This window comes from Hyphobacterium indicum (assembly GCF_003129605.1).
GTDB lineage: Bacteria > Pseudomonadota > Alphaproteobacteria > Caulobacterales > Maricaulaceae > Hyphobacterium > Hyphobacterium indicum.
The window spans coordinates 147,043-169,932 of record NZ_QBDX01000001.1 but is presented as its reverse complement, the minus strand read 5'-3'; the positions used below and the strand labels follow the sequence as shown (position 1 = coordinate 169,932).

General features: G+C 61.8%; 19 protein-coding genes and 1 pseudogene. 8 read left to right on the top strand and 12 right to left on the bottom strand.

Features of this window, described 5'->3' with window-relative positions; translation table 11 throughout:
- Positions 1-57: 57 nt before the first annotated feature.
- Positions 58-861 carry a sterol desaturase family protein gene (locus DBR16_RS00795; protein WP_109259995.1) on the top strand — a complete coding sequence of 268 codons (804 nt, stop codon included), beginning with the start codon at positions 58-60 and terminating at the stop codon, positions 859-861.
- Here DBR16_RS00795 and DBR16_RS00790 read toward each other — a convergent pair.
- From DBR16_RS00790 to DBR16_RS00775, 4 genes are read right to left on the bottom strand one after another with little or no spacing between them, the layout of a single operon-like run.
- On the bottom strand, positions 843-1,205 hold the full coding sequence (locus DBR16_RS00790; protein ID WP_109259338.1) for a VOC family protein: 363 nt from the start codon (positions 1,203-1,205) through the stop codon (positions 843-845). The two genes, DBR16_RS00795 and DBR16_RS00790, sit on opposite strands and share 19 nt — an antisense overlap.
- 5 nt (positions 1,206-1,210) lie before the next feature.
- The gene (locus tag DBR16_RS00785) at positions 1,211-1,708 is read right to left on the bottom strand and encodes a hypothetical protein (RefSeq protein WP_109259337.1); all 498 of its coding nucleotides are present in this window, start codon (positions 1,706-1,708) and stop codon (positions 1,211-1,213) included.
- A 2-nt stretch (positions 1,709-1,710) separates the two neighbouring features.
- The gene (locus DBR16_RS00780) at positions 1,711-3,471 is read right to left on the bottom strand and encodes an N-acyl-D-amino-acid deacylase family protein (protein ID WP_109259336.1); all 1,761 of its coding nucleotides are present in this window, start codon (positions 3,469-3,471) and stop codon (positions 1,711-1,713) included.
- A gap of 23 nt (positions 3,472-3,494) precedes the next feature.
- The gene (locus DBR16_RS00775; protein WP_109259335.1) at positions 3,495-4,196 is read right to left on the bottom strand and encodes a helix-turn-helix domain-containing protein; all 702 of its coding nucleotides are present in this window, start codon (positions 4,194-4,196) and stop codon (positions 3,495-3,497) included.
- 99 nt (positions 4,197-4,295) lie between these two features.
- Between DBR16_RS00775 and DBR16_RS00770 the strand changes: the two genes are divergently transcribed.
- Positions 4,296-4,841 carry a hypothetical protein gene (locus DBR16_RS00770; RefSeq protein ID WP_109259334.1) on the top strand — a complete coding sequence of 182 codons (546 nt, stop codon included), beginning with the start codon at positions 4,296-4,298 and terminating at the stop codon, positions 4,839-4,841.
- Here the strand turns inward: DBR16_RS00770 and DBR16_RS00765 are convergent.
- Complete coding sequence (locus tag DBR16_RS00765; RefSeq protein ID WP_109259333.1) at positions 4,820-5,740, bottom strand: bile acid:sodium symporter family protein; 921 nt, start codon at positions 5,738-5,740, stop codon at positions 4,820-4,822. The two genes, DBR16_RS00770 and DBR16_RS00765, sit on opposite strands and share 22 nt — an antisense overlap.
- 126 nt (positions 5,741-5,866) lie before the next feature.
- Here DBR16_RS00765 and DBR16_RS00760 point away from each other — a divergent pair, with 126 nt between their 5' ends.
- The 3 genes from DBR16_RS00760 (at position 5,867) to DBR16_RS00750 (ending at position 8,752) form a co-directional block, all read left to right on the top strand.
- Complete coding sequence (locus DBR16_RS00760; protein WP_109259332.1) at positions 5,867-6,325, top strand: baeRF12 domain-containing protein; 459 nt, start codon at positions 5,867-5,869, stop codon at positions 6,323-6,325.
- 82 nt (positions 6,326-6,407) lie between these two features.
- Positions 6,408-7,637 carry a parallel beta-helix domain-containing protein gene (locus DBR16_RS00755; RefSeq protein ID WP_109259331.1) on the top strand — a complete coding sequence of 410 codons (1,230 nt, stop codon included), beginning with the start codon at positions 6,408-6,410 and terminating at the stop codon, positions 7,635-7,637.
- A complete protein-coding gene (locus tag DBR16_RS00750; RefSeq protein WP_233347473.1) occupies positions 7,637-8,752 on the top strand; it encodes an SO2930 family diheme c-type cytochrome in 1,116 nt (371 codons plus the stop codon). Before DBR16_RS00755 ends, DBR16_RS00750 begins: the two co-directional genes overlap by 1 nt.
- A gap of 60 nt (positions 8,753-8,812) precedes the next feature.
- Here the strand turns inward: DBR16_RS00750 and DBR16_RS00745 are convergent, their stop codons facing one another.
- Both DBR16_RS00745 and DBR16_RS00740 read right to left on the bottom strand, forming a co-directional pair.
- On the bottom strand, positions 8,813-9,205 hold the full coding sequence (locus DBR16_RS00745; RefSeq protein ID WP_109259329.1) for a hypothetical protein: 393 nt from the start codon (positions 9,203-9,205) through the stop codon (positions 8,813-8,815).
- A 251-nt stretch (positions 9,206-9,456) separates the two neighbouring features.
- Positions 9,457-10,158, bottom strand: a pseudogene (locus DBR16_RS00740) (AAA family ATPase); the annotation flags it as partial.
- Between the two features lie 231 nt (positions 10,159-10,389).
- Between DBR16_RS00740 and amt the strand changes: the two are divergent.
- Complete coding sequence (gene amt / locus DBR16_RS00735) at positions 10,390-11,673, top strand: ammonium transporter (protein ID WP_109259327.1); 1,284 nt, start codon at positions 10,390-10,392, stop codon at positions 11,671-11,673.
- 81 nt (positions 11,674-11,754) lie between these two features.
- Here the strand turns inward: amt and aceB are convergent, their stop codons facing one another.
- On the bottom strand, positions 11,755-13,386 hold the full coding sequence (gene aceB / locus DBR16_RS00730) for a malate synthase A (RefSeq protein ID WP_109259994.1): 1,632 nt from the start codon (positions 13,384-13,386) through the stop codon (positions 11,755-11,757).
- A 21-nt stretch (positions 13,387-13,407) separates the two neighbouring features.
- Positions 13,408-14,691: an isocitrate lyase gene (gene aceA, locus DBR16_RS00725; protein ID WP_109259326.1), complete on the bottom strand. Its 1,284-nt coding sequence runs from the start codon at positions 14,689-14,691 to the stop codon at positions 13,408-13,410.
- Between the two features lie 155 nt (positions 14,692-14,846).
- On the opposite strand from aceA, the gene DBR16_RS00720 reads away from it, so the two are divergent.
- Complete coding sequence (locus DBR16_RS00720) at positions 14,847-16,268, top strand: helix-turn-helix domain-containing protein (protein WP_109259993.1); 1,422 nt, start codon at positions 14,847-14,849, stop codon at positions 16,266-16,268.
- Between the two features lie 45 nt (positions 16,269-16,313).
- Here the strand turns inward: DBR16_RS00720 and katG are convergent, their stop codons facing one another.
- From katG to glpK, 3 genes are all read right to left on the bottom strand, one after another.
- Entirely contained in the window at positions 16,314-18,506 is a 2,193-nt protein-coding gene (katG, locus tag DBR16_RS00715; RefSeq protein WP_109259325.1) for a catalase/peroxidase HPI, read from the bottom strand.
- Between the two features lie 163 nt (positions 18,507-18,669).
- Complete coding sequence (locus DBR16_RS00710; protein WP_109259324.1) at positions 18,670-20,328, bottom strand: carboxylesterase/lipase family protein; 1,659 nt, start codon at positions 20,326-20,328, stop codon at positions 18,670-18,672.
- 54 nt (positions 20,329-20,382) lie between these two features.
- Positions 20,383-21,876, bottom strand: coding sequence for a glycerol kinase GlpK (glpK, locus tag DBR16_RS00705; RefSeq protein WP_109259323.1), 1,494 nt, complete (start codon positions 21,874-21,876; stop codon positions 20,383-20,385).
- A 92-nt stretch (positions 21,877-21,968) separates the two neighbouring features.
- Here glpK and DBR16_RS00700 point away from each other — a divergent pair, with 92 nt between their 5' ends.
- A complete protein-coding gene (locus DBR16_RS00700) occupies positions 21,969-22,886 on the top strand; it encodes an alpha/beta fold hydrolase (RefSeq protein ID WP_109259322.1) in 918 nt (305 codons plus the stop codon).
- The last annotated feature ends 4 nt before the right edge of the window (positions 22,887-22,890 follow it).

The window sequence follows — 22,890 nt, the reverse complement described above, 5'->3', positions numbered from 1 at the left end:
CGAGCGCGCGTGAGCAAGATCAGTCAGGACAAGGCCTCAATTTCAAACGAGGCTGACATGTCCGACTTTCTTTCCTCCCTTCCGTTGATCTGGGCCGGCATTGCGGCGACCGACCTCGCTCGATATCTGGTAGGCGCCCTCGGGGTATTCCTGCTCATCAATCTGGCGTTGGCGGGTCTGCTCGCCGGACGAAAGATCCGGCCCGACTCGCCACCCGCCCAACAGATGCTGACCGAGTTTTTCGTTTCGCTTCGGACAGTCTTCATCTTTGCAACCGCCGGCGGATTGTTGATCGCGGCGGGTGTCGCTGCGGGCTGGATCGATCTCTATATGGACCCGACGGAACGTGGATGGCTGTATTTCTGGGCGAGCGTCGTGGTCCTGATCGTGGCGCACGATGCCTGGTTTTACTGGACGCACCGGCTGATCCATCATCCGCGCCTATTCCGGCGCGTGCACCGGAGGCATCACCGCTCGAACAATCCCTCGCCTTTCACATCCTATTCCTTCGATGTGGCCGAGGCGGTGGTGAATGCGGCCTATCTGCCGCTGATCGTGCTGATCCTGCCGGTTTCGCCTCTGGCGATGCTGATCTTCACCAGCCACATGATGCTGCGCAATGCGGTCGGCCATTGCGGGTACGAATTGTTCCCCGCGTGGCGCGGCAAACCGCTTTTCGGCTGGCTGACGACCGTGACGCATCACGACCTGCATCACGCGCAGGCGGGCTGGAATTTCGGGCTCTACTTCACTTTCTGGGACAGGGTAATGGGGACGGAGCATCCGGACTATGCGGAACGGTTTGCGAAGGCGGTGCGGTATGTGCCCGCGAAAGAGGCCGGCTACCAACAGCCTTCATAGACGATGACCTGGATGCCCAGCGGGTCGCGCAGATAAAGATAGCGCGCGCCCCAAGGCCGGTCTTTGAGGTCTTCCGGTTTGATATCGGCTGGCAGGGATTTGATGAAATCGTCCAGCGGCTCGGCCCTGTATTGCAGGCTGAGACCGGAAAAGTCGTGCTCGACGTCCGTGTCGTAGATTTCCAACAGGGCCTCGTTGTGGCCGTCCTTGAAGGCGAGAATCACGCCCTTGTCGCCCGCGTCGTCCCATTCCTCGACCACGACCATTCCGAAGAGCCGCTGATACCAAGCCTGGACCTCGGCGAGGCGGGGCGTCGATATCTTGGTTTTCTGGGAGAGTTTCATTTCATTCAGCCCGCCACGTTGGCTTCTTCTCGCATTTTTGTTGTGACCTCGCCGGCCTTCTGAATGAGGATTTTGGACGTCTGGTACGAACGCTCGACTGCATCATCGTAGCCGGTGTGGTCTGGATTCTGCACAATTGCTTCGGCAGCATTCAAATTCAAAACCAGCCGATAAACCTCATTTAAGTCGGCAACCACGTCTTCGCTGAAAATGAGTTGAGCACGATCCTTCGCATCCAAGAACGGTTTCTCATCAGCCTGTCGGCCATGGCCATCGCGAAAAACGGCGCCGATAAATTGTTGGACCGCATCAATGATTTCAATTCGATCAGGCAACAACAAGCGCGCATAATTCTTCTGATCGATCTTGTATTGCCGCCAAGCGACATAGACACCAACGACAGCCGCAATGCTTGAAGCTATAGCGGCAATCGTCGTCGGCGCGAGGAATAGCCGTATTAGTTCAAGCCAAAGCGGGCCGTCGTCGGCAAAAGTTATCGACAAAATTACCTCCCCGCCCGCACCAGCCGTCCCGGCTTCTCGCCGGTGAATGTGTCGTCCAGCACAACCGGCACGCCACTGACAATCGTGGCGCGATAGCCGCGTGCGCCCTGCAGGAGGCGCTGACCGCCCGCGGGCAGATCCTTCACCATGTGCGGAGGCTCGAGCTGAAGGGCGTCATAATCAATGATGTTGAGATCGGCTTTCATGCCCTCGCGGATAAGCCCGCGATCCTTCAGGGACAGGAAATCGGCGATATCGCCCGTCATCATCTGCACGGCGCGCTCGACGGGGAGTTTCGGCCCGCGCGTGCGGTCCCTTGTCCAGTGTGAGAGCAGATAGGTCGGCATGGAGGCATCGCAGATCGTGCCGACATGCGCGCCGCCATCGCCCAGCCCCTGCAGCGCCTGGGGGTGGGTCATCATCTTCATGACGTTGTTATAGTCGCCCTCGGTATAATTGTAGATCGGGAAGTAGATCAGCTCCTTGCCATCGCGCTCCAGCACGGTGTCGTAGAGCTTTTCCATGAGCGGAATGCCTTCGCGTTCGGCCTGGGCCGCGAGCGCATTTTCCGGCGGCTGTTCATAGTCGGGCGGATCGCCGAGCTGGAACAGCTTGGTGGCGACAAAATCGATATGTTCCATCAGCATATCGGCCAGAGGGGGAATGGAGGAGCCCGGACCGGACAGCTTGTCGGTGGTCTCGCTGAGGATCTGCGCGCGGAAGTCCGGCGTTTTCATGATCGCCACGCGCTCCTCGAAGGGCAGATGGGCAATCTTCTTGTAGCTGGGATACCCCATGAAGAAGTGGAAGGTGCATTGCAGGCCGAGGAAAACGCCAATGCCGCGCGGGGCGGTCTGGACCCGCATATCCACGCCTTCCGCCTTCATCTTTTCGGCTTTTTCCAGAATGCGGGTCCACTGGTCCGGGGCGAAATCGCGCTGCATCAGGGACATGGAGAAAGGCCGTCCGCCAGCGGCTTTGGCATAGGCCTCCAGTACGGCCCATTCGGCTTCAAAGCGGTCACCTTCGCGCTCGAGGTCAAAATCGGACACGGCCTGGACGACACCATAATCGAGACCTTCGAATGCCTCTGCGATGCCCGCGAGCTCGCGGGATGTGGCCTCGGACGAGGGTGTCCAGTCACCATCGGCGGTCTTGTGAACATCCGAGCGTCCGGTCGAAAAGCCGATGGCCCCGGCCTCCATCGCCTCACGCACGATACTGCGCATGGCGGCAATGTCGCCGTCGCTGGCTTCCTCATCGGCGATGGCGCGGTCACCCATGACATAAACGCGTAACGGGTCGTGGCCGATATGCACCGCGATATCGATGGTCCGGTTCTGCGCTTCCAGGGCATTCATGTAATCGGGAAAGCTTTCCCAATTCCATTTCAGGCCTTCGGCCAGCGCCGTGCCCGGTATATCCTCCACCCCCTCCATCAGCTTGATCAGACGCTCATGGTCTGTGGATTTCACCGGGGCAAAACCGACCCCGCAATTGCCCATAATGGTGGTGGTCACACCGTGGCGGGAGGAGGGTTCGAGCGTGTCGTCCCATGTCGCCTGGCCATCATAATGGGAGTGCAAATCGAGAAAGCCCGGCGTGACGATGCAGCCGGAGGCGTCAATCTCGCGTGCCGCCGCCCCCGGACAATCGCCCACGGCGGCGATGCGGCCTGCAGAAATGGCGATGTCTGCCTTGCGGCCGGGCGCGCCGGATCCGTCATAAACGGTGCCGCCCGTGATCTTGATATCATAGCTCATAATGTCTCCCCCGATGACGTCTTTCAGGAGAGTGTGGCGCGAAATTGCTTCGGCGTTAAGCCGGTGGCTGCCTTGAATGCGCGGCTGAGAGCACTGTGCTCGGAATATCCGCACTCATGCGCAATGCGCGTCAGGCTCCGCCCTTTGCGGATACCATCCATGGCGCGCTGGATCCGCAGGCGCGACCGGTATTGCTTCGGGCTTTCCTGAAGGACGCGGGCAAAATCGCGCTCGATCTGCGCGACAGAACATCCAGCGCGGTCTGCCAGCTCCGGCAGGCTGACCGGTTCATCAAGCGAGGCGGCAATTACATCAGTTGCCAGCGCCAGCCTGCGGTAAACGCGGCCGGAATGGGTATAGACCGGCAATGGATAAGAGATACCCCTGACGCAAGGCCGGGCGGGATCGTGATGGCGGCTGCGGGAATACAGATACCAACGCGCTTGTCCGGAATGGTCATAGGTGAAATCGAAGCGATCAATCAGGGTTGCGCCGCTGGAAATCGCCTGGTCCAGCTGGTCATAGCGCTCGACAATCGCTTCATCGAAAAAGTCCGATGTCCGAGCGCCGATGACGTCCTGTGGGCTCTGTGCGCCGAAAAAGGCAGCAAGCCGCTGATTGGCTGCCACATAGCGCCGGTCAGCATCCTTGACGAAGTGGATGCAGGCATCGCTGCGGCGGAAATTCGCCGACAGGGCCAGAGGGTCGAAAGCGGTTGCGGTCATCTTGCCGGCACCTTCTGCAGCCTGCGCAGTCGGGTCAAGACGCTGGTGCGTGTGCCGTTCTAACTTCTGCGTGAATGACACTGTTGGAGGACAACGGTTATGACATTGAACACTTTCATGATTCTGGCTGCATCAGTGGCCGGGACCAGCTTGAGCGCGGCAGCCTACAGCCAAAGCACCACGCCGGCGCCCCCAACGCCGTGCTCAAGCGAGGAATACCGCCAGCTCGATTTCTGGGTCGGCGACTGGCACGCGGAATGGGATAATCCCGACGGCACGACCGGGACTGGCGAAAACCATATCACCCGCGATGAATTCGGCGATTGCGTGATTTATGAACGCTTTTCCGGTGCCGGGCTGAATGGCATGTCGGTCTCAACCTATTTCGCGCCCTTGGGCCTATGGCGTCAGGCCTGGGTGGATGACCAGGGTGGATTTTATTCGCTCTTCGGCGGGCCGGACGCATCGGACGAGTTTGACTTTGTTCTCGTCAATACGCGGCTGACCGACTCGGCTCCGCACCGTCGCATGATCTGGCAGGATGTGACCGAAGACAGCTTTACATGGCGCTGGCAAGGCCGGGCGTCCGAGGAGGAAGCGTGGTCGGACCGCTGGGTGATCCGCTATACCCGCATGGAGGAATAGCGGTCCCAGAGGCGGAAGCCGGCGGCCAGACCCAGGCCGGCAAACAGATGCCAGAGCGACCAGAAACCCGTGACGGCGGCCGCACCGCCGAGCGCGGGAAACTGGGTCAGGAGTATGACGAGACCCAGACCGGCATTCTGAATGCCGATTTCGAATGTCAGAGCCCTTCGTGAGGCCGCCGCGATCTGCAGAATCCGCCCCATCAGCGCGCCCAGCGCAAAGGCGGCCGCATTGTGGATGATTGCCACCGGCGCGATGATAAAGCCGCTGGAAAATATGATCTCCCAATTACTGGCAATGCCCGCCACGACCAGCAAGATCAGGATGCCGATCGCCATGGCATAGACGACCGGCTGGATGCGCTGTGCGATCCGCGGCTGGAACGTCGCCAGCAACATGCCGATGGCCAGCGGCACGCCCAATGCGAAGGCCGTTTGCAGGATGAAGGAAAGCGTGTCGATCTCGATGGACCGGATGAGCTCGGCAGTCGGCGGATAGAGCCCGGCCCAGAAGAGAATGGCCACAGGCGTGATGATGAAAGCCAGCGCGCTTGATGCGGCCGTGAGCGAGACGGAATAGGCGGCATTCCCGCGGGCCATCAGCACCATCAGATTGGACACATTGCCCCCGGGACAACAGGCCACGACGATCATACCGAAGGCGAGCGAGGGCGTCGGGGCGATCAGATGCGCCAGGCCGACCGACATCAGCGGCAGCAGCAGGATCTGGGTCGCAACGCCGCCGAAGAACATTTTCGGATTGCGGCCGAGAAAAATGAAATCCTGCGGCTTCAGCGTCAGCGCCACAGAAAACATCATGATCGCCAGGCTGAGGGTCAGCCCGATACGGGTTTCCTCGTTGACGGAGACGCGAATAGCGTCGAGCGCAACCGCGTCCATGTTCAATCCCCCCGGCAATCCCGAAGCGGGATCATCCAGCTATTCTGCTGTGTTGCAACCCGGCTTGAACGTCTCGCCGCCGCCCACCACTTCCTGTATACAAAGCTGAAAGCACAGGAGATATGCATGTCACACGGTCCGCAGAAGACGCTCTGGGTCGCAGCAATCGACGGTTCGAAGGGGCTGATATACCGGAATGAGGGAGATGCCGAATATCCGGTCCTCAAGCCTGTGGAGATCGACAAGCAGGATGTGCCGCAGAGCCGTGACATCATGACCGACCGGCCCGGCCGCAAGTTTGACGGACAGGGCGGACAGCGCAGCGCGCTTGATGAAGGCGATGCGCACGACGAGCAGGAAAAGCGCTTTGCCGAAGACATTGCCGGCTTTCTGAACAAGGCCGCCTTGAACCACGAATTTGACGAAATCCTGATCTATGCCGCCAGCCGGTCCTTGGGCTTCCTCCGGCCGAAATATCACGAAGCGCTGCAGAAGCGGATTCGCGGCGAATTCAATCTGGATGTGGTCAATGAACCCGTCGATGCGCTCGAGAAGCGCGTCAGCGCAGCCCTGTCATCGTCCTAAAATACTCGACATTGACGCATCAGGCATCCTAGTGTTGCGGCAGTGAACAGCGTTCATCTTGGGATACAGAAGGGGGGATGCCATGCGTCTTTTGGCCATCGGAAGCAGTCTTGCACTTTTACTGACGCTCGCCGCGTGTGGCGGTGGCAATGACGGTCGCGATCTGTCCGGCGCGGACACCGACTTCCAGACCACGCTGATGGAGCAATTGATCGACGCGCAGCCGGGCGATGTGATCGAAATTCCGGCCGGCGTCTTTTCCTTCGACCGGTCGCTGTCCCTGACCGTGGATGGTGTCACCATTCGCGGGGCCGGTATGGACGAAACCATTCTGTCCTTTGCCAACCAGACCTCCGGCGCAGAAGGCCTGCTGGTCACGGCCAGCGATTTCACCATCGAGGACCTGGCCATCGAGGATACGCGCGGCGATGCGCTGAAGGTGAATGAGGGTGAAAACATCATCATCCGCCGGGTGCGCACGGAATGGACCAATGGCCCCGATACGGACAATGGCGCGTATGGCATTTACCCCGTGCAGACCACGAACACGCTGGTTGAAGGCGTGGTGGCCATCGGCGCATCGGATGCCGGCATCTATGTCGGCCAGTCGCGTAATGTGATTGTCCGCGACAGCCGGGCGGAATTCAATGTCGCCGGAATCGAGATCGAGAACACGATCGGCGCGGACGTCTACAACAATGTGGCGACCAACAATACGGGCGGCATTCTGGTCTTCAACATGCCGAACCTGCCTCAGCCCGGCTATGGCACGCGCGTCTATGACAACCAGGTTTTCGAGAACAATACCCGCAATTTCGGTCATCCCGGCACGCCCGTCGCGAGTGTTCCGGCCGGGTCCGGCATCGTGATCAATTCCAATGACCAGGTGGAGATTTTCAGCAATGAGATCCGCGATCACCGCACAGCCAATATCATCATTTCCTCGGTCTATTCGACCGGCTTCTCGGATATCGGCGCGCAGGAGAATTTCGATCCCTATCCCGAGAGCATCTGGATTTCCGGCAATACGCTGGGTGAGGGCGGCGGCAATCCGGACAATGTCGAACTGCAGGCCTTGCGGGTGATGATGTTCGGACTGACCGGAAATATCCCGGATGTGCTGTGGGACGGTTTTGCCAACCCGGATCTTCTGACCGGAGGCGAAATGCCGGATCAATACCGGATCTGCCTCGATAACGGGGATGCGCAAATGCTGAATGCCGACGGGCCGAACGGATATGCCGATCCGCATATTGTCGAGGATACGGCCTGCCTGCATGAGCGCCTGCCGGAGATCGTCCTGCCCTTCTGATGCGTGCACTGCTTCCTGCCCTCGCCCTGATACTCGCCGCCTGTGGCAGCGAGACCGCGACACCTGTCTTTCATGCGGAGGGCCGGCCGGCGATGCTGTCGGAATGGGGTATGGTGACGGTTTCAGACGGGCATCTGGTGCTGTCGGACCGCGTCGAGCCCTATGATCTCAACACGGCGCTGTTCACCGATCATGCGGGGAAGCTGCGGACGATCTGGATGCCGGAGGGCGTTTCGGCGGCCTATCGCGAAGGCGAGGTGCTCGATTTTCCGGTCGGCACCGTCATCACCAAGACCTTCTACTATCCGGTCGATGATGCGGGGAATGTCCTGCGCGGTGATGCCGGGCTGCAGGTTTCCAGCACCCCGGAGACGCTGGACCTCGACCGTGTCCGCCTGATTGAAACCCGTCTGCTGATCCGCCGTGAGGCCGGCTGGGTGGCTCTGCCCTATGTCTGGGATGAAGATGAAAGCGATGCCCGGCTGATGCGGGCAGGCTATTCCGAGGCGCTCACCCTTGCGGAGGCGGATGGCCGATTGCGGGCCATCAATTATCTGGTGCCGAATGTGAATCAGTGCGCCGGATGCCACGCCACCAATAATACGACCCGTGAAATACAGCCTATCGGGCCGGCCGCCCGCCATCTCAATCGCGATTTCGCCTATGCGGAAGGCCCGCAAAACCAGCTCGCCCATTTCATCGCCGAAGGCTATCTGTCCGGCGCTGCGTCACCGGAGCTGGCGCCGCGGGCCCCGATCTGGAATGATCCCGATACGCCGCTTGCGGCCCGGGCGCGCGCCTATCTCGATATCAATTGCGCCCATTGCCACAATCCGGTGGGGGCCGCCGACACGTCCGGCCTGCACCTCAATTTCGACGCGCCTGAAGGCCCCAATCTCGGTGTCTGCAAGCCCCCGATTGCGGCCGGTCCCGGGTCGGGCGGGCATCGCTTCGATATTGTTCCCGGTGCGCCTGAGGAGTCGATTTTCATCTACCGCATGGATTCCAGGCAGGGTGATATCATGATGCCGGAACTGGGCCGCTCGCTGATCCACGAGGACGGCGTCGAGCTTGTCCGGGCCTGGATCGCCGAAATGGATGGCAGCTGCTTCTAGGCCCCGTGCTTATAAAGGGTTTGGAGCGTGATATGCGCGAAACCTTTATGAATACAGGCCCTAGCTGCTGTCAGCGAGCGCCCGGTAGCAGGAACACGATGCCAGCTCTGTCTCGGCGAGGTGTTTGAGCAGATTATCGACCGCTTCCGACAATAATTGTCCGCGTGTTGTATCGAGTTTCGCCGCGGCGAGCCGCAGGCGCCGGTCCTGCTGATCACTCAATTCGAAACCGGACTCCTCATCTTGCGCGGCAGAGGCATGGTGCGCGTCGCAGGGCCCCGGATGCGGCTGGGGTGGAGGGGCGTTGTCCGCATCCGAGGCATCGCGGCGGGCGATTGAAAAAGGGTCAAAGACGGGTTCCGGTGCCGTTCGTGTTCCCGCGGGGGACGGCACGGCGGCCCCCTTGCGGACGAGCAGGCCGGAATGCAGCGACGCAAATGGCGATGAATTCATTTTCAGCCCTCCCCCGCGACACGGTGGACAAAGGCCGTGCGGCGGCCAAACACCGCCCGCGGTGGCTGGCGGCGGTCCGGAACCCCCTTGGGCGGACCATTGTCGCCCTTGCGGCGGTCCACGCCATCCCATCCGGACTGAGTGCCGGCTTCCGGGCGGGGGAGTTCGTCTTCATTCCATCCCGGCAGCACAAGTTCGCCGAGGCCGGGAACATTATCGTCCTCGTCATCGTCGCCAAAAATATCCGCACTGCCGCCGCCCGGCGTCAACGCCGCAATGGCAAGATCGCCGACCGCATCCTGACCATTGAGCGGTATGCCATTGCGCACGAAACGGGCGCGCAGATAGCGCCAGAGCTTCGAAACCTCATCGGCTGATTTCGAGTCCTCATTGATCTCACCCACTGTGCGGCCATCAATCATGGACGCTGCAAAATCCGTGCGGTGATGAATGGTCACCGGCGCGACAACGCCATGCTGTGACAGCGCAACTGCGGTTTCACCGGTAATCCGGGCCCGCGCCGTGGCCGAGTTGACGACAAAGACGAGCGGTTTGGAAAAGCTCTCGACAATATCGACCGTCGGTCCGACGGCGCGCAGATCATGCGGGCTCGGCCGGGTCGGCACCACAACCAGGTCCGCGTGGCGGACCACACCGGCAATCGACTCGGTCACGGCCGGAGGGGTGTCGATGACAATCAGTTTGAAGCCGGATTTCTCGAGATGCCTGATACCGGCTTCCAGTTCACCGATGGAAACCCGTGCATAGGCCGGCGTCGCGCTGGTGCGGGCGTTCCACCATTTGGCGAGCGAGCCTTGAGGGTCTGTGTCGATCAGGGCAACCGGACCATCTCCGGCCCGCTCGGCCTCGACCGCAATATGTCCGGAGAGGGTGGTCTTGCCTGACCCGCCCTTTTGCGACGCGAAAACGACGACATTCGCCCGGTTCGCCATACTCACCCTCATACCATCCACGCCGGTTTTCCGGCTGTCTTGAGGAAATCCACCACATCTCCCCATAAGGGCCGTTTAAACGCATTGTTCAAATTTGACGGATCGGCTGTCCTGTCGCGGCAGGGTTACCCGCAGCACAACGGAATTCTTCGAATTATCCGCCCGCTGATCTCTTTACAGCGGCTGAAAGTCTGGCCATCATGCTGCAGCGCAACATGATGGGGGGAGAAAATGTTCGCACTAGCAGCACAAATCGCGGGGGCGATCACTGCTCCTTCCGAGCCGGACGTCATGGCCTTTGTGGCCGACACGATGTTGTTGATGATTTCCGGCATGGTCGTCGTCTTCATGGCCGCCGGATTCTGCATGCTGGAAACCGGGCTGGTGCGGGCGAAGAATGCCGCCACCATATCGCTCAAGAATATCACGCTCTTTTCCATTGCCGGGCTGACCTATTATCTCGTCGGCTACAGGCTGATGTATGACGGGGTCGACGGCGGTCTGATCGGTACGCTGGGGGTCTGGTCACCCGATGCACTGGATGAGCCATCCGGGTCCATAGCCTCATCAGCCGACTGGTTTTTCCAGATGGCCTTTGTGGCCACGGCGGCATCGATTGTCTCGGGCACGCTCGCCGAGCGGATCAAGCTGGGCCCCTTCCTCCTTTTCATCGTGGTGTTGACGGCGCTGATCTATCCCGTTGCCGGGGCCTGGAAGTGGGGCGAGGGCTGGCTGCATGTGATGGGCTTTCAGGATTTCGCGGGATCGACGCTGGTCCATTCCGTCGGTGGCTGGGCGGCGCTGACAGGTGCTCTCATCCTCGGGCCCCGATATGGAAAATATGCGCCGGACGGGCGGATTCAGAAACCGATGCCGGGCTCCAACCTGCCGCTCGCAGCGCTGGGGACATTTATCCTGTGGTTCGGCTGGTTCGGCTTCAATGGCGGCTCTCAGCTGGCGGCGGGCACGATCGAGGATGTCAGCGCAGTCGGGAAAATTCTTGCCAACACAAATACCGCTGCGGCGGCCGGCGTGCTGGGGGCGTTCGCCACGGCCTATCTCGTGTTCAAAAAGCCGGACCTGACACTGGTGCTCAATGGGGCGATTGGCGGGCTGGTCGCGATCACTGCCGGTCCGCTGGACCCGGCCTTGTGGCAGGCCATGATCATCGGGGCCGTCGGCGGGATCCTCGTCGTTGTGACCGTTCCCCTGCTCGACAAGCTCAGGATTGATGACGTCGTCGGCGCCATACCGGCACACCTGGTCTGCGGCATCTGGGGGACGCTGGTCGCGGCCCTCACGACACAGGCTGAAGGACTGAATGTGCTGACCCAGCTGGGCGTCCAGACTGTGGGAATTCTCGCCATCGGTGCGTTCGTTGCGGCGTTGAGTGCGGGCACATGGCTGGCACTCAAGCACACGATCGGCTTGCGTCCGACGCTGGATGAGGAAGTGGCCGGGCTGGATAAATCCGAACTGGGTATGGAAGCCTATCCGGATTTCTACACCGGATAAAAAAGTGGCGCGGCAGACCCGGATTGCAAGGGGTCTGCCGCGCCTGCCTCCCGGTCCCGCCGGTGGGCATCCAAGTGTGATCTAGTCGAATTCGGTCAGCCGCATAGAGACCTGCAGACCTTTTGTCAGTTGGTCATAGGCTTTCAGCGTCAGGAATTCGTCGAAATCGTCTGACAGAACGAGCTCGCGCAGCAGACTTGCTGCGGCTTTCACCTCATTCGGCCCGGACAGGCGATAGCCCGCATCCTCGAGGATTTCGGCCTCGGCGATATGGATGGCTTCTTCCATCCAGCCGGCATCCAGAAGCGTCCCGTTTTCAGCCTTTGCGCCGGACACCCGCCATTGCCAGAGCTGGGCGCGGGCGATTTCGGCGGTGGCCGCGTCTTCCATCATATTGCGGATCGGTGCGGCGCCCCGCCCGGCCAGCCAGCCCGCGATATAGCGAATGGCGACATCGACATTCTCGCGGGCCCCGGCCTCCGTGATCGTGCCTTCCGGGGCGGCCACCAGATCGGCGGCCGAGCCGGTGATGGCGAATTTGCGGTCGATCTGATTGGGGCCGGGCATGACATCGTCAAAAGCCGCCTTGGCCACGGGGACGAGATCGGGATGCGCCACCCAGCAGCCGTCATGACCGTCTGTGGCTTCGCGCGTCTTGTCGGCCTTGACCTGTTCGAAAGCGAGGGCATTGGCCGCTTCATCGCCCTTGACCGGGATGAAAGCCGACATGCCCCCCATGGCATGAGCGCCACGCCGGTGACAGACGGCAATCACGCGTTTCGAATAGGCGTGCATGAAGGGCGTCGCCATGGTGATTTGCGAGCGGTCCGGCAGAACGCGGTCCGCATGACCACGCAGGCGCTTGATGTAGGAGAAGATATAGTCCCAGCGGCCGCAATTGAGGCCGACGCAATAATCGCGCAATTCGTAGAGGATTTCATCGAGCTCGAATGTCGCCGGCAGGGTCTCGATCAGGACGGTACAGCGGATCGTGCCGCGTTCGAGCCCCAAGACTTCTTCCGCATGGCTGAACACGAGCGCCCAGAAGCGCGCTTCAAACCGGCTTTCGAGCTTCGGCAGATAAAAATATGGCCCCGTGCCGCGCACATTCAACGCATCATGGTTGTGATAGAGATAGAGGCCGAAATCGAAGAGCGAGGCGGAGATGGCCTGCCCGTTGACCTGCATGTGACGTTCATCGAGATGCAGGCCGCGCGGGCGGATGATCAGCGTCGCGGCATCCGAGGAGACCCGGTAGCGCTTTCCGTTTTTCTCGTCGGTGAAATCGATCTGCCGGCGGATGGCTTCGCGCAGATTGATCTGGCCATCGACCATATTGGTCCATTTCGGCGAGGAGGCATCCTCGAAATCCGCCATGAAGCAGCGGGCGCCGGAATTGAGGGCATTCACCACCATCTTGCGGTCGACCGGGCCGGTGATCTCGACACGGCGGTCCCTGAGATCGGCCGGGGCGGGCCGCACGGTCCATTCCGAGGCCCGGATGTCTGCGGTCTCTTCCGGGAAATCAGGCAAGCTGCCGGCGTCGAATTCGGCCTGGCGTTTCTGACGGTCTTCGAGCAGGGCCTTGCGGCGGCCATCAAAGCGGCGATGCAGGCCGATCAGGAATGACAGCGCATGCGGGGCGAGGATGGCGCGGTAGCCGGGCTCCATCGGCCCGAGCAGATCGACGCCATTGGGGGTGGCCTTGTTCATGGTCTTGCTCCCGATGCCCACTTATTCCGCCGCGAACTGGGCGGATTCCGTGGATTCGCCCATGGCTGTAGTGGAGGACTGACCGCCCGACAGGGTCTGGTTGACGAGATCGAAATAGCCGGTGCCGACTTCGCGCTGGTGACGGGTGGCGGTGTAACCGTCCTTCTCGGCCGCGAACTCGGCCTGCTGGAGCTCGGAATAGGCGCCCATGCCGCGATCGCGATAGCCGCTGGCGAGGCTGAACATGCCGTAATTGAGCTGGTGGAAGCCGGCGAGAGTGACGAACTGGAATTTATAACCCATCGCGCCCAGTTCGCGCTGATAGGTCTCGATGGTGGCCTTGTCGAGATTGGCTTCCCAGTTGAAAGAGGGCGAGCAATTATACGCCATCATCTTGCCGGGGAATTCCTTCTGTATGGCTTCCGCAAAACGGCGGGCCTCGTCGAGATTGGGCTTGGAGGTCTCCCACCAGAGGAGGTCGGCGTATTTGGCATAGGCCAGACCGCGCTTGATGCAGTGATCGACGCCCCTGCCCTTCTTCAGGCGATAGAAACCTTCCGCCGTCCGGCCCGCATCATAATCGATGAATTCATGATCGCGCTCGTCGATATCCGAATTGATCAGGGTGGCGGATTCGGCATCGGTGCGCGCGACGGTCAGCGTGGGAACACCCAGAACATCGGCGGCCAGGCGTGCGGCATTGAGATTGCGCTGATGCGCCTTCGTCGGGATCAGCACCTTGCCGCCCAGATGACCGCACTTCTTTTCAGCGGCGACCTGGTCCTCGAAATGCACACCGGCGGCACCGGCCTCTATATAGGCGCGCATGATTTCATAACAATTGAGCGGGCCGCCAAAGCCGGCCTCGGCATCCGCCACGATCGGCGCAAACCAGTCACGCGTCAGATTGCCCTCGGAGACCTCGATCTGGTCGGCCCGCTGGAGCGTGCGATTGATCTTCTTGGCCAGTTCGGGGCCGGAATCGGCCGGATAGAGCGACTGGTCCGGATACATGGCCCCGGCTTCATTGGCGTCGGCCGCAACCTGCCAGCCTGACAAGTAGATGGCTTTCAGACCGGCGCGGACCATCTGCATGGCCTGGCCTCCGGTGAGCGCGCCCAGCGCATTGATATAGGGCTCGGTTTTCAGCAGCGTCCAGAGCTTCACCGCGCCGCGCTCGGCAAGCGTGTGCTGGACATGGACCGAGCCGCGAAGCTTCAGCACGTCTTCGGCAGAATAATCCCGGTCAATGCCGGCAAAGCGGTCCGGCGTGGCGGCGGGCACAAGGTCGTTGAATGTCGTCATTTTGCAATCCCCAATTTGAAAGCCGGACAAGCGGCGGTTCTGGAGGCAAACCTGACGGCGATGAGTTTTCCTGTCTACACAACAGAAAGCTGAAAGAAGCCATGATGTATTCAATAGTGACTTGTCATTTTGTGTTTTTGTGTATTATTGACAATATGGATTTGCAGAACGAGAAGATTTTTGCCGGCGCACGGCTGCGGCGCTTGCGCCGGGAGCGGAGCCTGACCCAGGCCGATGCGGCTGACATGCTGGGCCTGTCGCCCAGCTATCTCAATCTTCTGGAACGCAATCAGCGCCCGCTGACCGCGCGTGTGCTGCTCGCCGTCGCCGCGGCCTTCGACATTGATGTCCGCAGTCTCGCCGAAGGCTCGGACCGGCAATTGGTGACCGATCTGGAAGCGGCTGCAGCCGACCCGGCCCTGGCCGTTCTCGGACTCGACCGCACCGAGCTGACCGAGCTTGCCGAAAGCCAGCCACGCGCCGCCGAGGCCCTCACCCTGTTGCATCAGGCCTACCGCAATGCCGCTGACTCCTCAGCGGATCTCGCCGCTCAACTCGAGGGCGGCGACCGGGCCGGGCAGCTGAGCCCGACCGAGGCCGTCCGCAATGCGATCGACAAGCGGCACAACTACTTCCCGAAGCTGGAAGCCGCGGCTGAAACCTTTGGCAGTGAGCTGAAACTGACGCCGGACAATCGCAGTACGGCGCTAGAGGAGCGGTTGAAAGACGCGCACGGCATCATCGTCCGTACATTCGAGGATGATGTGATGGGCGGCGCCCGTCAGCGGATGGATTTTCATACACGCCGGCTGATGTTGTCGGACCGGCTGTCGGCCAATGCGCGTCCGATGCAGATGGCGACGACGCTGGCGCTGCTGGAATTCGGCGACCTTCTGGATGCCGAAGTGGCCGAAGCCGGACTTGGCGCAAAGACGGAGGATGCGCTCTACCGGTCCGGGCTGGCGCGCTATTTCGCCGGCGCCTTGCTGGCACCCTATGAAGCGTTCCTGACACTGGCGGAAAAGAGCCGCTATGACATTGACCGGCTGCAAAGGCGGTTCGGACTCGGCTTCGAAGCGGTCTGTCACCGCCTGACAACGCTGCACAGGCGGGAGGCCAGCGGCGTCCCCTTCTTCATGGTGCGGATGGATCCGGCGGGAAATGTTTCCAAAAGATTCGGCGGCGCTGTCCTGCCCTTTGCCCGCTCGGGCGGATCGTGCCCGAAATGGACGCTTTCGGATGCATTCCGGGCCCCGGAGAGCTTGATCACACAGCGCTTCGCCTTGCCTGACGGGTCGGAATACCTGTCGATTGCGCGCGCGGTTTTCCGGCCGGGCGCGGATCATGAACCGCCGGTCCGGCATGTCGTCGCGGTCGGGTGTGAGTGGCCGCGGGCCAGCGAAACCGTCTATGCGGACGCCTTATCGCATGTGCCGCCGACCCCGGTCGGCCTGACCTGCCGGCTGTGTGAACGCGAGGCCTGCGCCCACCGGGCTTTTCCGTCCATGCAAAAGGAGATGAATATCAATCCCTGGCGTCAGGCGGCCGGGCCCTATGCCAGCGACGAGCATATCTAGGGGCGGACCTCTAGCCTGCCCCTTCTGAGCGTGGATGATTCCCTGCTACCGGCGCAAATCGAAGCGGTCGAGTTCCATCACTTTTGTCCAGGCCGCGACAAAGTCGGTGACGAATTTTTCACCGGCATCAGCGGCGCCATAGACTTCACAGATGGCCCGGAGCTGGGAGTTCGAACCGAAGACGAGGTCGGCCCGCGTGGCGGTCCAGACCGTCTTTCCGGTCGCCCGGTCACGGCCCTCGAACAACTCCCCATCCTCGCCGGCCGGCGTCCATTCGGTTTTCATATCGAGCAGGTTGACGAAGAAGTCATTCGTCAGCGTGCCGGCCCTTGATGTGAACACGCCATGACGCGCCCCTCCGACCGTGTTGCCGAGGACGCGCAAGCCACCGACCAGCACGGTCATTTCCGGCGCGCTCAGACCAAGAAGCTGTGCCCGGTCCACGAGCATTTCCTCCGTCGGGATGGTAAACGCCCCGCGCGTCCAGTTGCGGAAGCCGTCGGCCTCCGGCTCCAGCGGTTCAAAGCTTTCAGCGTCGGTCTGGTCTTCGGTGGCATCGCCGCGGCCGGTCGATACCGGCACAGAGACGTCAAAGCCCGCATCCTGCGCCGCCTTTTCAACCGCCGCCGCACCGCCGAGCACGATCAGATCGGCCAGCGAGACGCGGAAGCCGGCTTTGGCGCGAATGTCTTCGAAGATGCCGAGAACCTTTGCCAGCTGGTCCGGCTGGTTCACAGCCCAGTCCTTCTGAGGCGCGAGCCGGATGCGCGCGCCATTGGCGCCGCCGCGCTTGTCGGACTGGCGGAAGGTCGAGGCCGAGGCCCAGGCGGTCTGAACCAGTTCCGCCACGGTCAGGCCGGAGCCAAGAATTGTTTCCTTGAGCTGGCTGACCTGGGCACGGGTCAGCGGTGTGCCGGCCGGGACCGGGTCTTGCCAGATCAGATCCTCGTCCGGCACTTCCGTCCCGAGATAGCGGTCCTTCGGGCCCATATCGCGGTGGGTCAGCTTGAACCAGGCGCGGGCATAGGCATCGGCGAATTCCTCGGGATTCTCGTGAAAACGCCTGGAGATCGGACCATAGACCGGGTCCATCCGCATCGCCATATCAGCGGTCGTCATGATGATCGGGCGGTTCCGCTCGCCGGTTTCCGGATCGGGGGCGTGATTCTCGGGCTTCAGGTCTTTCGGAGTCCATTGCCAGGCTCCGGCCGGTGATTTCACTAGCTCCCATTCATAACCGAAGAGGACATCGAAATAGCCCGTATCCCAGGCCGTCGGGTTCGGTGTCCAGGCACCCTCAATGCCCGAAGTGATCGTGTCGCGGCCCTTGCCCGTGCCATGCGACGATTTCCAGCCAAAGCCCATCTCTTCCATCGGGGCGGCTTCGGGCTCGGGACCGAGGCGCGCGGCATCACCGGCACCATGGGTCTTGCCGAACGTATGGCCGCCCGCCGTGAGCGCGACGGTTTCCTCGTCATTCATCGCCATGCGGGCAAAGGTCTCGCGGATATCGCGTCCCGAGGCGAGCGGATCAGGCTGGCCGTCCGGGCCTTCCGGATTGACATAGATCAGGCCCATCTGCACGGCGGCCAGCGGGTTTTCCAGATCACGTTCGCCGGAATAGCGGCTGTTTTCGGCTTTGGAGTCGGCCAGCCACTCGGTCTCGGCGCCCCAATAAATATCTTCCTCGGGTGCGTAGATGTCCTCGCGGCCACCGGCAAAGCCGAACGTCCTGAAGCCCATCGATTCCATCGCGACATTGCCCGCCAGGATCATCAGATCGGCCCAGGACAGGCTGGCGCCGTATTTCTGCTTGATCGGCCAGAGCAGGCGGCGCGCCTTGTCGAGATTGGCATTGTCAGGCCAGGAGTTGAGCGGCGCAAAGCGCTGGTTGCCGGTCGACGCCCCGCCGCGGCCATCCGCCGTGCGGTAGGTGCCGGCCGAGTGCCAGGCCATGCGGATGAACAGGCCGCCATAATGACCATAGTCCGCCGGCCACCAGTCCTGGCTGTCGGTCATCAGCGCGGTGAGATCGGCCTTCACCGCCTGGAGATCGAGGCTTTCGAACGCCCTGGCATAGTCAAAGCCTTCGCCCATCGGGTTCGAGGCCGGTGCATTCTGATGCAGGATTTTAAGGTTCAGCTGGTTGGGCCACCAGCTGGCATTTGACAGCGCCCCGCTCGCCGTGTGGCGATGCGGCGGGGCTGCAAACGGGCATGTTCCGGATTTGTCGTCCATTGATTTCTCTCCCTGGCGCGGGCACGCGAAGACGCGCGCTGAAGTCCATGGAAACCAGATTGGACCCGGTATGATTATTTAGCCAATCAATTCTATCCGATTCAATTATAGAATTTATTGATAGAATATGCCGGCCCGGTTCTGCAGGTGGAAAGTGGCGCGTTCAACAACGTGTCAGCGGTCGCAATTCCCGCCTGTCATCGAAATAGCGGCCCTCCATGGAAGCCACGAGCTCGCATCTCCGGTTTTCCTCAAGGCGGTCATCTGAGCGGATATCGCGGGCCAGCCCCTCAATCGTCAACTCGCCCGCCAGCATGCCCGACCCGCCATCGGCCGCGGTATCAAAGCGCATACGCGCCGGGCGTTCGCTCCAGCTTGTCCATTCGCCGCCGGGATCCCCCTGGCGGGCAAAACGCGCCCAGTAGCTGCCCATTTCGCGGGCGAGCGCGATACGGCCGGCTTCATTGCTTTCATTGAAGACGATGGGATCGAGCCGCGACCCGAAGAATTCGAACCGGTTGAAGACAAAAGGAATTTCCATGGAGTGCATGGCCCCGAATATTGCCGCGGAATCGAGGAAGATGTTGGCGCCGCCCTCATCCCAGTCAAAGCGGTAAGCCCAGACCGCGTCATGGCCGCCGGCCGTCATGGTGGCCGCAATCTCGTCCACCGCATTAATGGCCCAGATGCGGCTTTGATATTCGGACACCGCCTCATACAGGGCTTCATCGCGGATGCGGAAGAAGACCCCCAGGCGGCGCGCCACCAGCTCGTCATTAAGGCCGTTATAAAGCTTCACCTCGTCGCGATTTGTGCCGGTAATGAGCGGCACGGCATTGAAGGAGTCCGGACTGGCAAAGGCCTGCATCACGCCCCCGGCCGGAAGGGAGACGCCGTCGGCGATGACGGTCGGCAGCTCGACGCGGCCGCCACCGGCCGAATAAGCGGCAAAGATATCCGCGAGCGGGACCTCCCGCAGCGCATCGGCCGTCACCTCACCCGCCACAAAACGGCGGGCGGTTTCGATCGAGGGGTTGGCCTCTTCGCCTTCCGTGCCTTCGGCCTCGGCTAGCGGCACCGAGCTGGCGGAACCGGATTGCATGATGGCGCGGTGAAACAGCCCCCCGGCCAGGGGAGAGGCCATCAGCGCCGCGACATTCGTGCCGCCCGCGCTTTCCCCGAAAATCGTGACCGTGTCCGGATCGCCGCCATAGCTGATGATGTTGTCCTGCACCCAGTTGAGCGCCGCGAGATGATCGGTCAGCGCAAAATTGGCAATGCCCGAACCAGCCTCCCGCAATGCCGGGTGGGAGAAGAAGCCGAGCGGCCCCAGACGGTACTGGAGCACGACGACAATCACATTCTGGTCCATGGCCAGCTGTGCGCCATCATACTGATCGGCCCAGCCCCAGGTATTGCTGCCGCCATGGATCCAGACCATGACCGGCAGGTTTTCCGCATTCGGCGGCGCGTAGACGTCGAGATAGAGGCAGTCTTCGGCGCCGGCGAGCTGCCCGGCCTCCACGCCCAGCAGATCGGCGCTGAGGCCATTGGCCATTTGCGGACAGGGCACGGGCGCGGTGATGGCTTCGCGTTCGCCGTCCCAGACTCCTGCCGGCACAGCCGGTTGCCAGCGCAATTCGCCAACCGGCGGCAGCGCAAACGGGATCGCCCGCCAGACATGGGCACCGCTCTCCGCGATATAGCCGACGATATTGCCTTGCGGCGTGGACAGGCGCGTTTCCGGGTCGGATTCAATGACCGGTTCGCGCGATGAACAGGCCGCCAGAATCATGGCCAGTCCGAGAATGGCTACTCGCATGGAATTCTCCCCCGCTCCATTACCTTGCCAGATGTGGCACGAATCTACCGCGCGTCAAATTCCGGCGAGCGTTTGCCGGACAGCGGTCTGCCAGCCGGCGCGATGCGCGTCCCGGACAGCCGGCCGGATTTGCGGTTCAAATTTCTGATCCGCGTGCCAGAGCTTGCGCCCTTCCTCGAGCCCGCCAAACAGGCCTGCGCCCATGCCGGCGAGGAAGGCCGCGCCCCAGGCGGTGGTTTCGGTATTGACCGGGCGGACCACCGGCACGTCGCAGAAATCAGCCAGCCGGGAGAGAAAACGGTTATTGTTTGCCATACCGCCATCGACCTTCAGCCTGGCCGTCGGGACACCGTCGCGCGCCATGGCTTCGAGGAGGTCGGCGGTCTGATGGGCCGCGGCATCCAGCGCCGCCTGCGCGATTTCCGCCCGCCCGGCCCCGCGTGTCAGCCCGACAATGGTCCCGCGCGCATCGGCGGCCCAGTGGGGCGCGCCCAGCCCGGCAAAGGCCGGGACCAGATAGACGCCGCAATCGGGGTCGGCCGAAGCGGCCAGCGCCTCGATCTCGGAAGCTTTTGAAAACAGGCCCAGCCCGTCGCGCAGCCATTGGACGGTGGCGCCAGCGGACAGAATGGAGCCTTCCAGCGCGAAAGTGGTCTGACCATCGATCCGCCAGCCAATCGTGGACAGCAGGCGGTTTTGCGAGACCGCCATTTCGGGGCCTGTATTCATGATCAGGAAGGCCCCCGTGCCATAGGTCGATTTGACCTCACCGGGTTTGAAACAGGCCTGGCCGATAGCGGCGGCCTGCTGGTCCCCGGCCATGCCGGTCACGGGCAAGGCCTCGCCAATCGCGGCCGTCAGGCTGGTGCCAAAGTCCGCGGCATTGTCACAGACCTCCGGCAGGCCGGACACTGGCACGTTGAAGAGCTCGCACAGGCCGTCATCCCACCGGCCCGCCTTGAGATCAAAGAGCGATGTGCGGCTGGCATTGCTGGCATCGGTCTTGTGGGAGGCCCCGCCTGTCAGCCGCCAGAGCAGGAAGCTGTCCACCGTTCCAAAGGCGAGCTCGTCCCTCGCCGCGCGCTCACGCGCCCCGTCCACGGCATCGAGAATCCAGGCGAATTTGGTGGCGGAGAAATAGGGATCGAGGACGAGGCCGGTTTTTTCCCTTATGACGCCCTCATGGCCGTCAGCGGCCAGTTGCTGGCAGGTTTTCGCGGTGCGGCGGTCCTGCCAGACAATGGCGTTATGAATGGGGTCGCCCGTCTTCCGGTCCCAGATAATGGCTGTTTCGCGCTGATTGGTGATGCCCAGACAGGCGGTCTTCCAGCCTTTGGCCCTCGCCTCTTTCAGGGCCTTGCGCGCAGTGCCTATCACCGTGGCCCAGATCACTTCCGGGTCATGTTCGACCTCGCCGGGCCGGGGATAGATCTGGGCAAATTCCTGCTGGGCGAGGGCGATCACCTCGCCTTTTTTCGAGAACACAATGGCCCGCGACGAGGTCGTGCCCTGATCAATGGCCAGAATGGCCGTCTTGTCCCTGAACATCACCCCTCCCCGAATCCTGCTTCAGATGACTATAACTTGGCTGGCGCGCGCGAACAGGGCGCGTTAGCGTGGCGCACAAGGAGAGACGGATCATGGCCTTTACCCGGCGGATACTGGGAAGCCCGACCGGCGCCCAGCTGGCGCTTTATGAATCGGCCGCCGATGGCGAAACCCGCGGCGTTTTGCATATCAATCACGGCCTGGCCGAACATGCCGCCCGCTATGAGCGGTTTGCCGAAGCGCTGGCGCAGGCCGGGTGGGCGGTGATCGCACAGGATCACCGCGGCCACGGTCTGACAGTGGCTCCGGATGGTGCGCCGCGCCTGTTCGCCTATGAGCATGGCTGGGACCAGCTGATGGAAGACGCCGCCGCGGTGAATGCCGAGGCGCGGGAAAAACATCCCGGCGTGCCGGTCGTGGTGTTCGGGCATTCCATGGGCGGAGTGGTCTCGCTCAATTATGCGATGCGCTATCCGGAAACGATTGCCGGCTGTGCGGTCTGGAATGCCAATATCGACAAGGGCGCAGCAGGGCTGATCAGATTTGTCACCGGGCTGGGCCTGATGTTTTACAAGCCTGAAAACCCGGCCGGGCTGATCGATGCCCTGACCTTCAAGGCCTGGGACAAGCGCTTCCGGGAGGACCGTCCGGAATCGGGCTGGTTGTCCCGCGATCTTGACGAGGTGGACAAATATGTTGCCGACCCCTTGTGCGGCTGGACGGCGAGCTGGTCCTTGTGGCGGGATTTTGCCGGTGGCATTGCCTATGCGGCGGACGATAAAAATCTGAGTGCCATCCCCAAATCCCTGCCCTTCCACCTGGTCGGCGGAACGGATGATCCGGCAACGAATAATGCCAAGGCCATCGCGCAACTCGGCATGCGCCTGCGCAAGGCCGGTTATGGGGCCACGCAGGAGATCCTCGAGGATTTCCGTCACGAGACGATCAATGAAAAAGGCCGCGAAGCGGTGATGGAACGCTTCGCGGCCTGGCTTTCAAGGATCGGCTAGTACA

Coding starts and splice junctions, on each gene's coding strand:
- DBR16_RS00795 (WP_109259995.1), top strand. CDS start 58: ATGTCCGACTTTCTTTCCTCCCTTCCGTTGATCTGGGCCGGCATTGCG.
- DBR16_RS00790 (WP_109259338.1), bottom strand. CDS start 1,205: ATGAAACTCTCCCAGAAAACCAAGATATCGACGCCCCGCCTCGCCGAG.
- DBR16_RS00780 (WP_109259336.1), bottom strand. CDS start 3,471: ATGAGCTATGATATCAAGATCACGGGCGGCACCGTTTATGACGGATCC.
- DBR16_RS00775 (WP_109259335.1), bottom strand. CDS start 4,196: ATGACCGCAACCGCTTTCGACCCTCTGGCCCTGTCGGCGAATTTCCGC.
- DBR16_RS00770 (WP_109259334.1), top strand. CDS start 4,296: ATGACATTGAACACTTTCATGATTCTGGCTGCATCAGTGGCCGGGACC.
- DBR16_RS00765 (WP_109259333.1), bottom strand. CDS start 5,740: ATGGACGCGGTTGCGCTCGACGCTATTCGCGTCTCCGTCAACGAGGAA.
- DBR16_RS00760 (WP_109259332.1), top strand. CDS start 5,867: ATGTCACACGGTCCGCAGAAGACGCTCTGGGTCGCAGCAATCGACGGT.
- DBR16_RS00755 (WP_109259331.1), top strand. CDS start 6,408: ATGCGTCTTTTGGCCATCGGAAGCAGTCTTGCACTTTTACTGACGCTC.
- DBR16_RS00750 (WP_233347473.1), top strand. CDS start 7,637: ATGCGTGCACTGCTTCCTGCCCTCGCCCTGATACTCGCCGCCTGTGGC.
- DBR16_RS00745 (WP_109259329.1), bottom strand. CDS start 9,205: ATGAATTCATCGCCATTTGCGTCGCTGCATTCCGGCCTGCTCGTCCGC.
- amt (WP_109259327.1), top strand. CDS start 10,390: ATGTTCGCACTAGCAGCACAAATCGCGGGGGCGATCACTGCTCCTTCC.
- aceB (WP_109259994.1), bottom strand. CDS start 13,386: ATGAACAAGGCCACCCCCAATGGCGTCGATCTGCTCGGGCCGATGGAG.
- aceA (WP_109259326.1), bottom strand. CDS start 14,691: ATGACGACATTCAACGACCTTGTGCCCGCCGCCACGCCGGACCGCTTT.
- DBR16_RS00720 (WP_109259993.1), top strand. CDS start 14,847: ATGGATTTGCAGAACGAGAAGATTTTTGCCGGCGCACGGCTGCGGCGC.
- katG (WP_109259325.1), bottom strand. CDS start 18,506: ATGGACGACAAATCCGGAACATGCCCGTTTGCAGCCCCGCCGCATCGC.
- DBR16_RS00710 (WP_109259324.1), bottom strand. CDS start 20,328: ATGCGAGTAGCCATTCTCGGACTGGCCATGATTCTGGCGGCCTGTTCA.
- glpK (WP_109259323.1), bottom strand. CDS start 21,876: ATGTTCAGGGACAAGACGGCCATTCTGGCCATTGATCAGGGCACGACC.
- DBR16_RS00700 (WP_109259322.1), top strand. CDS start 21,969: ATGGCCTTTACCCGGCGGATACTGGGAAGCCCGACCGGCGCCCAGCTG.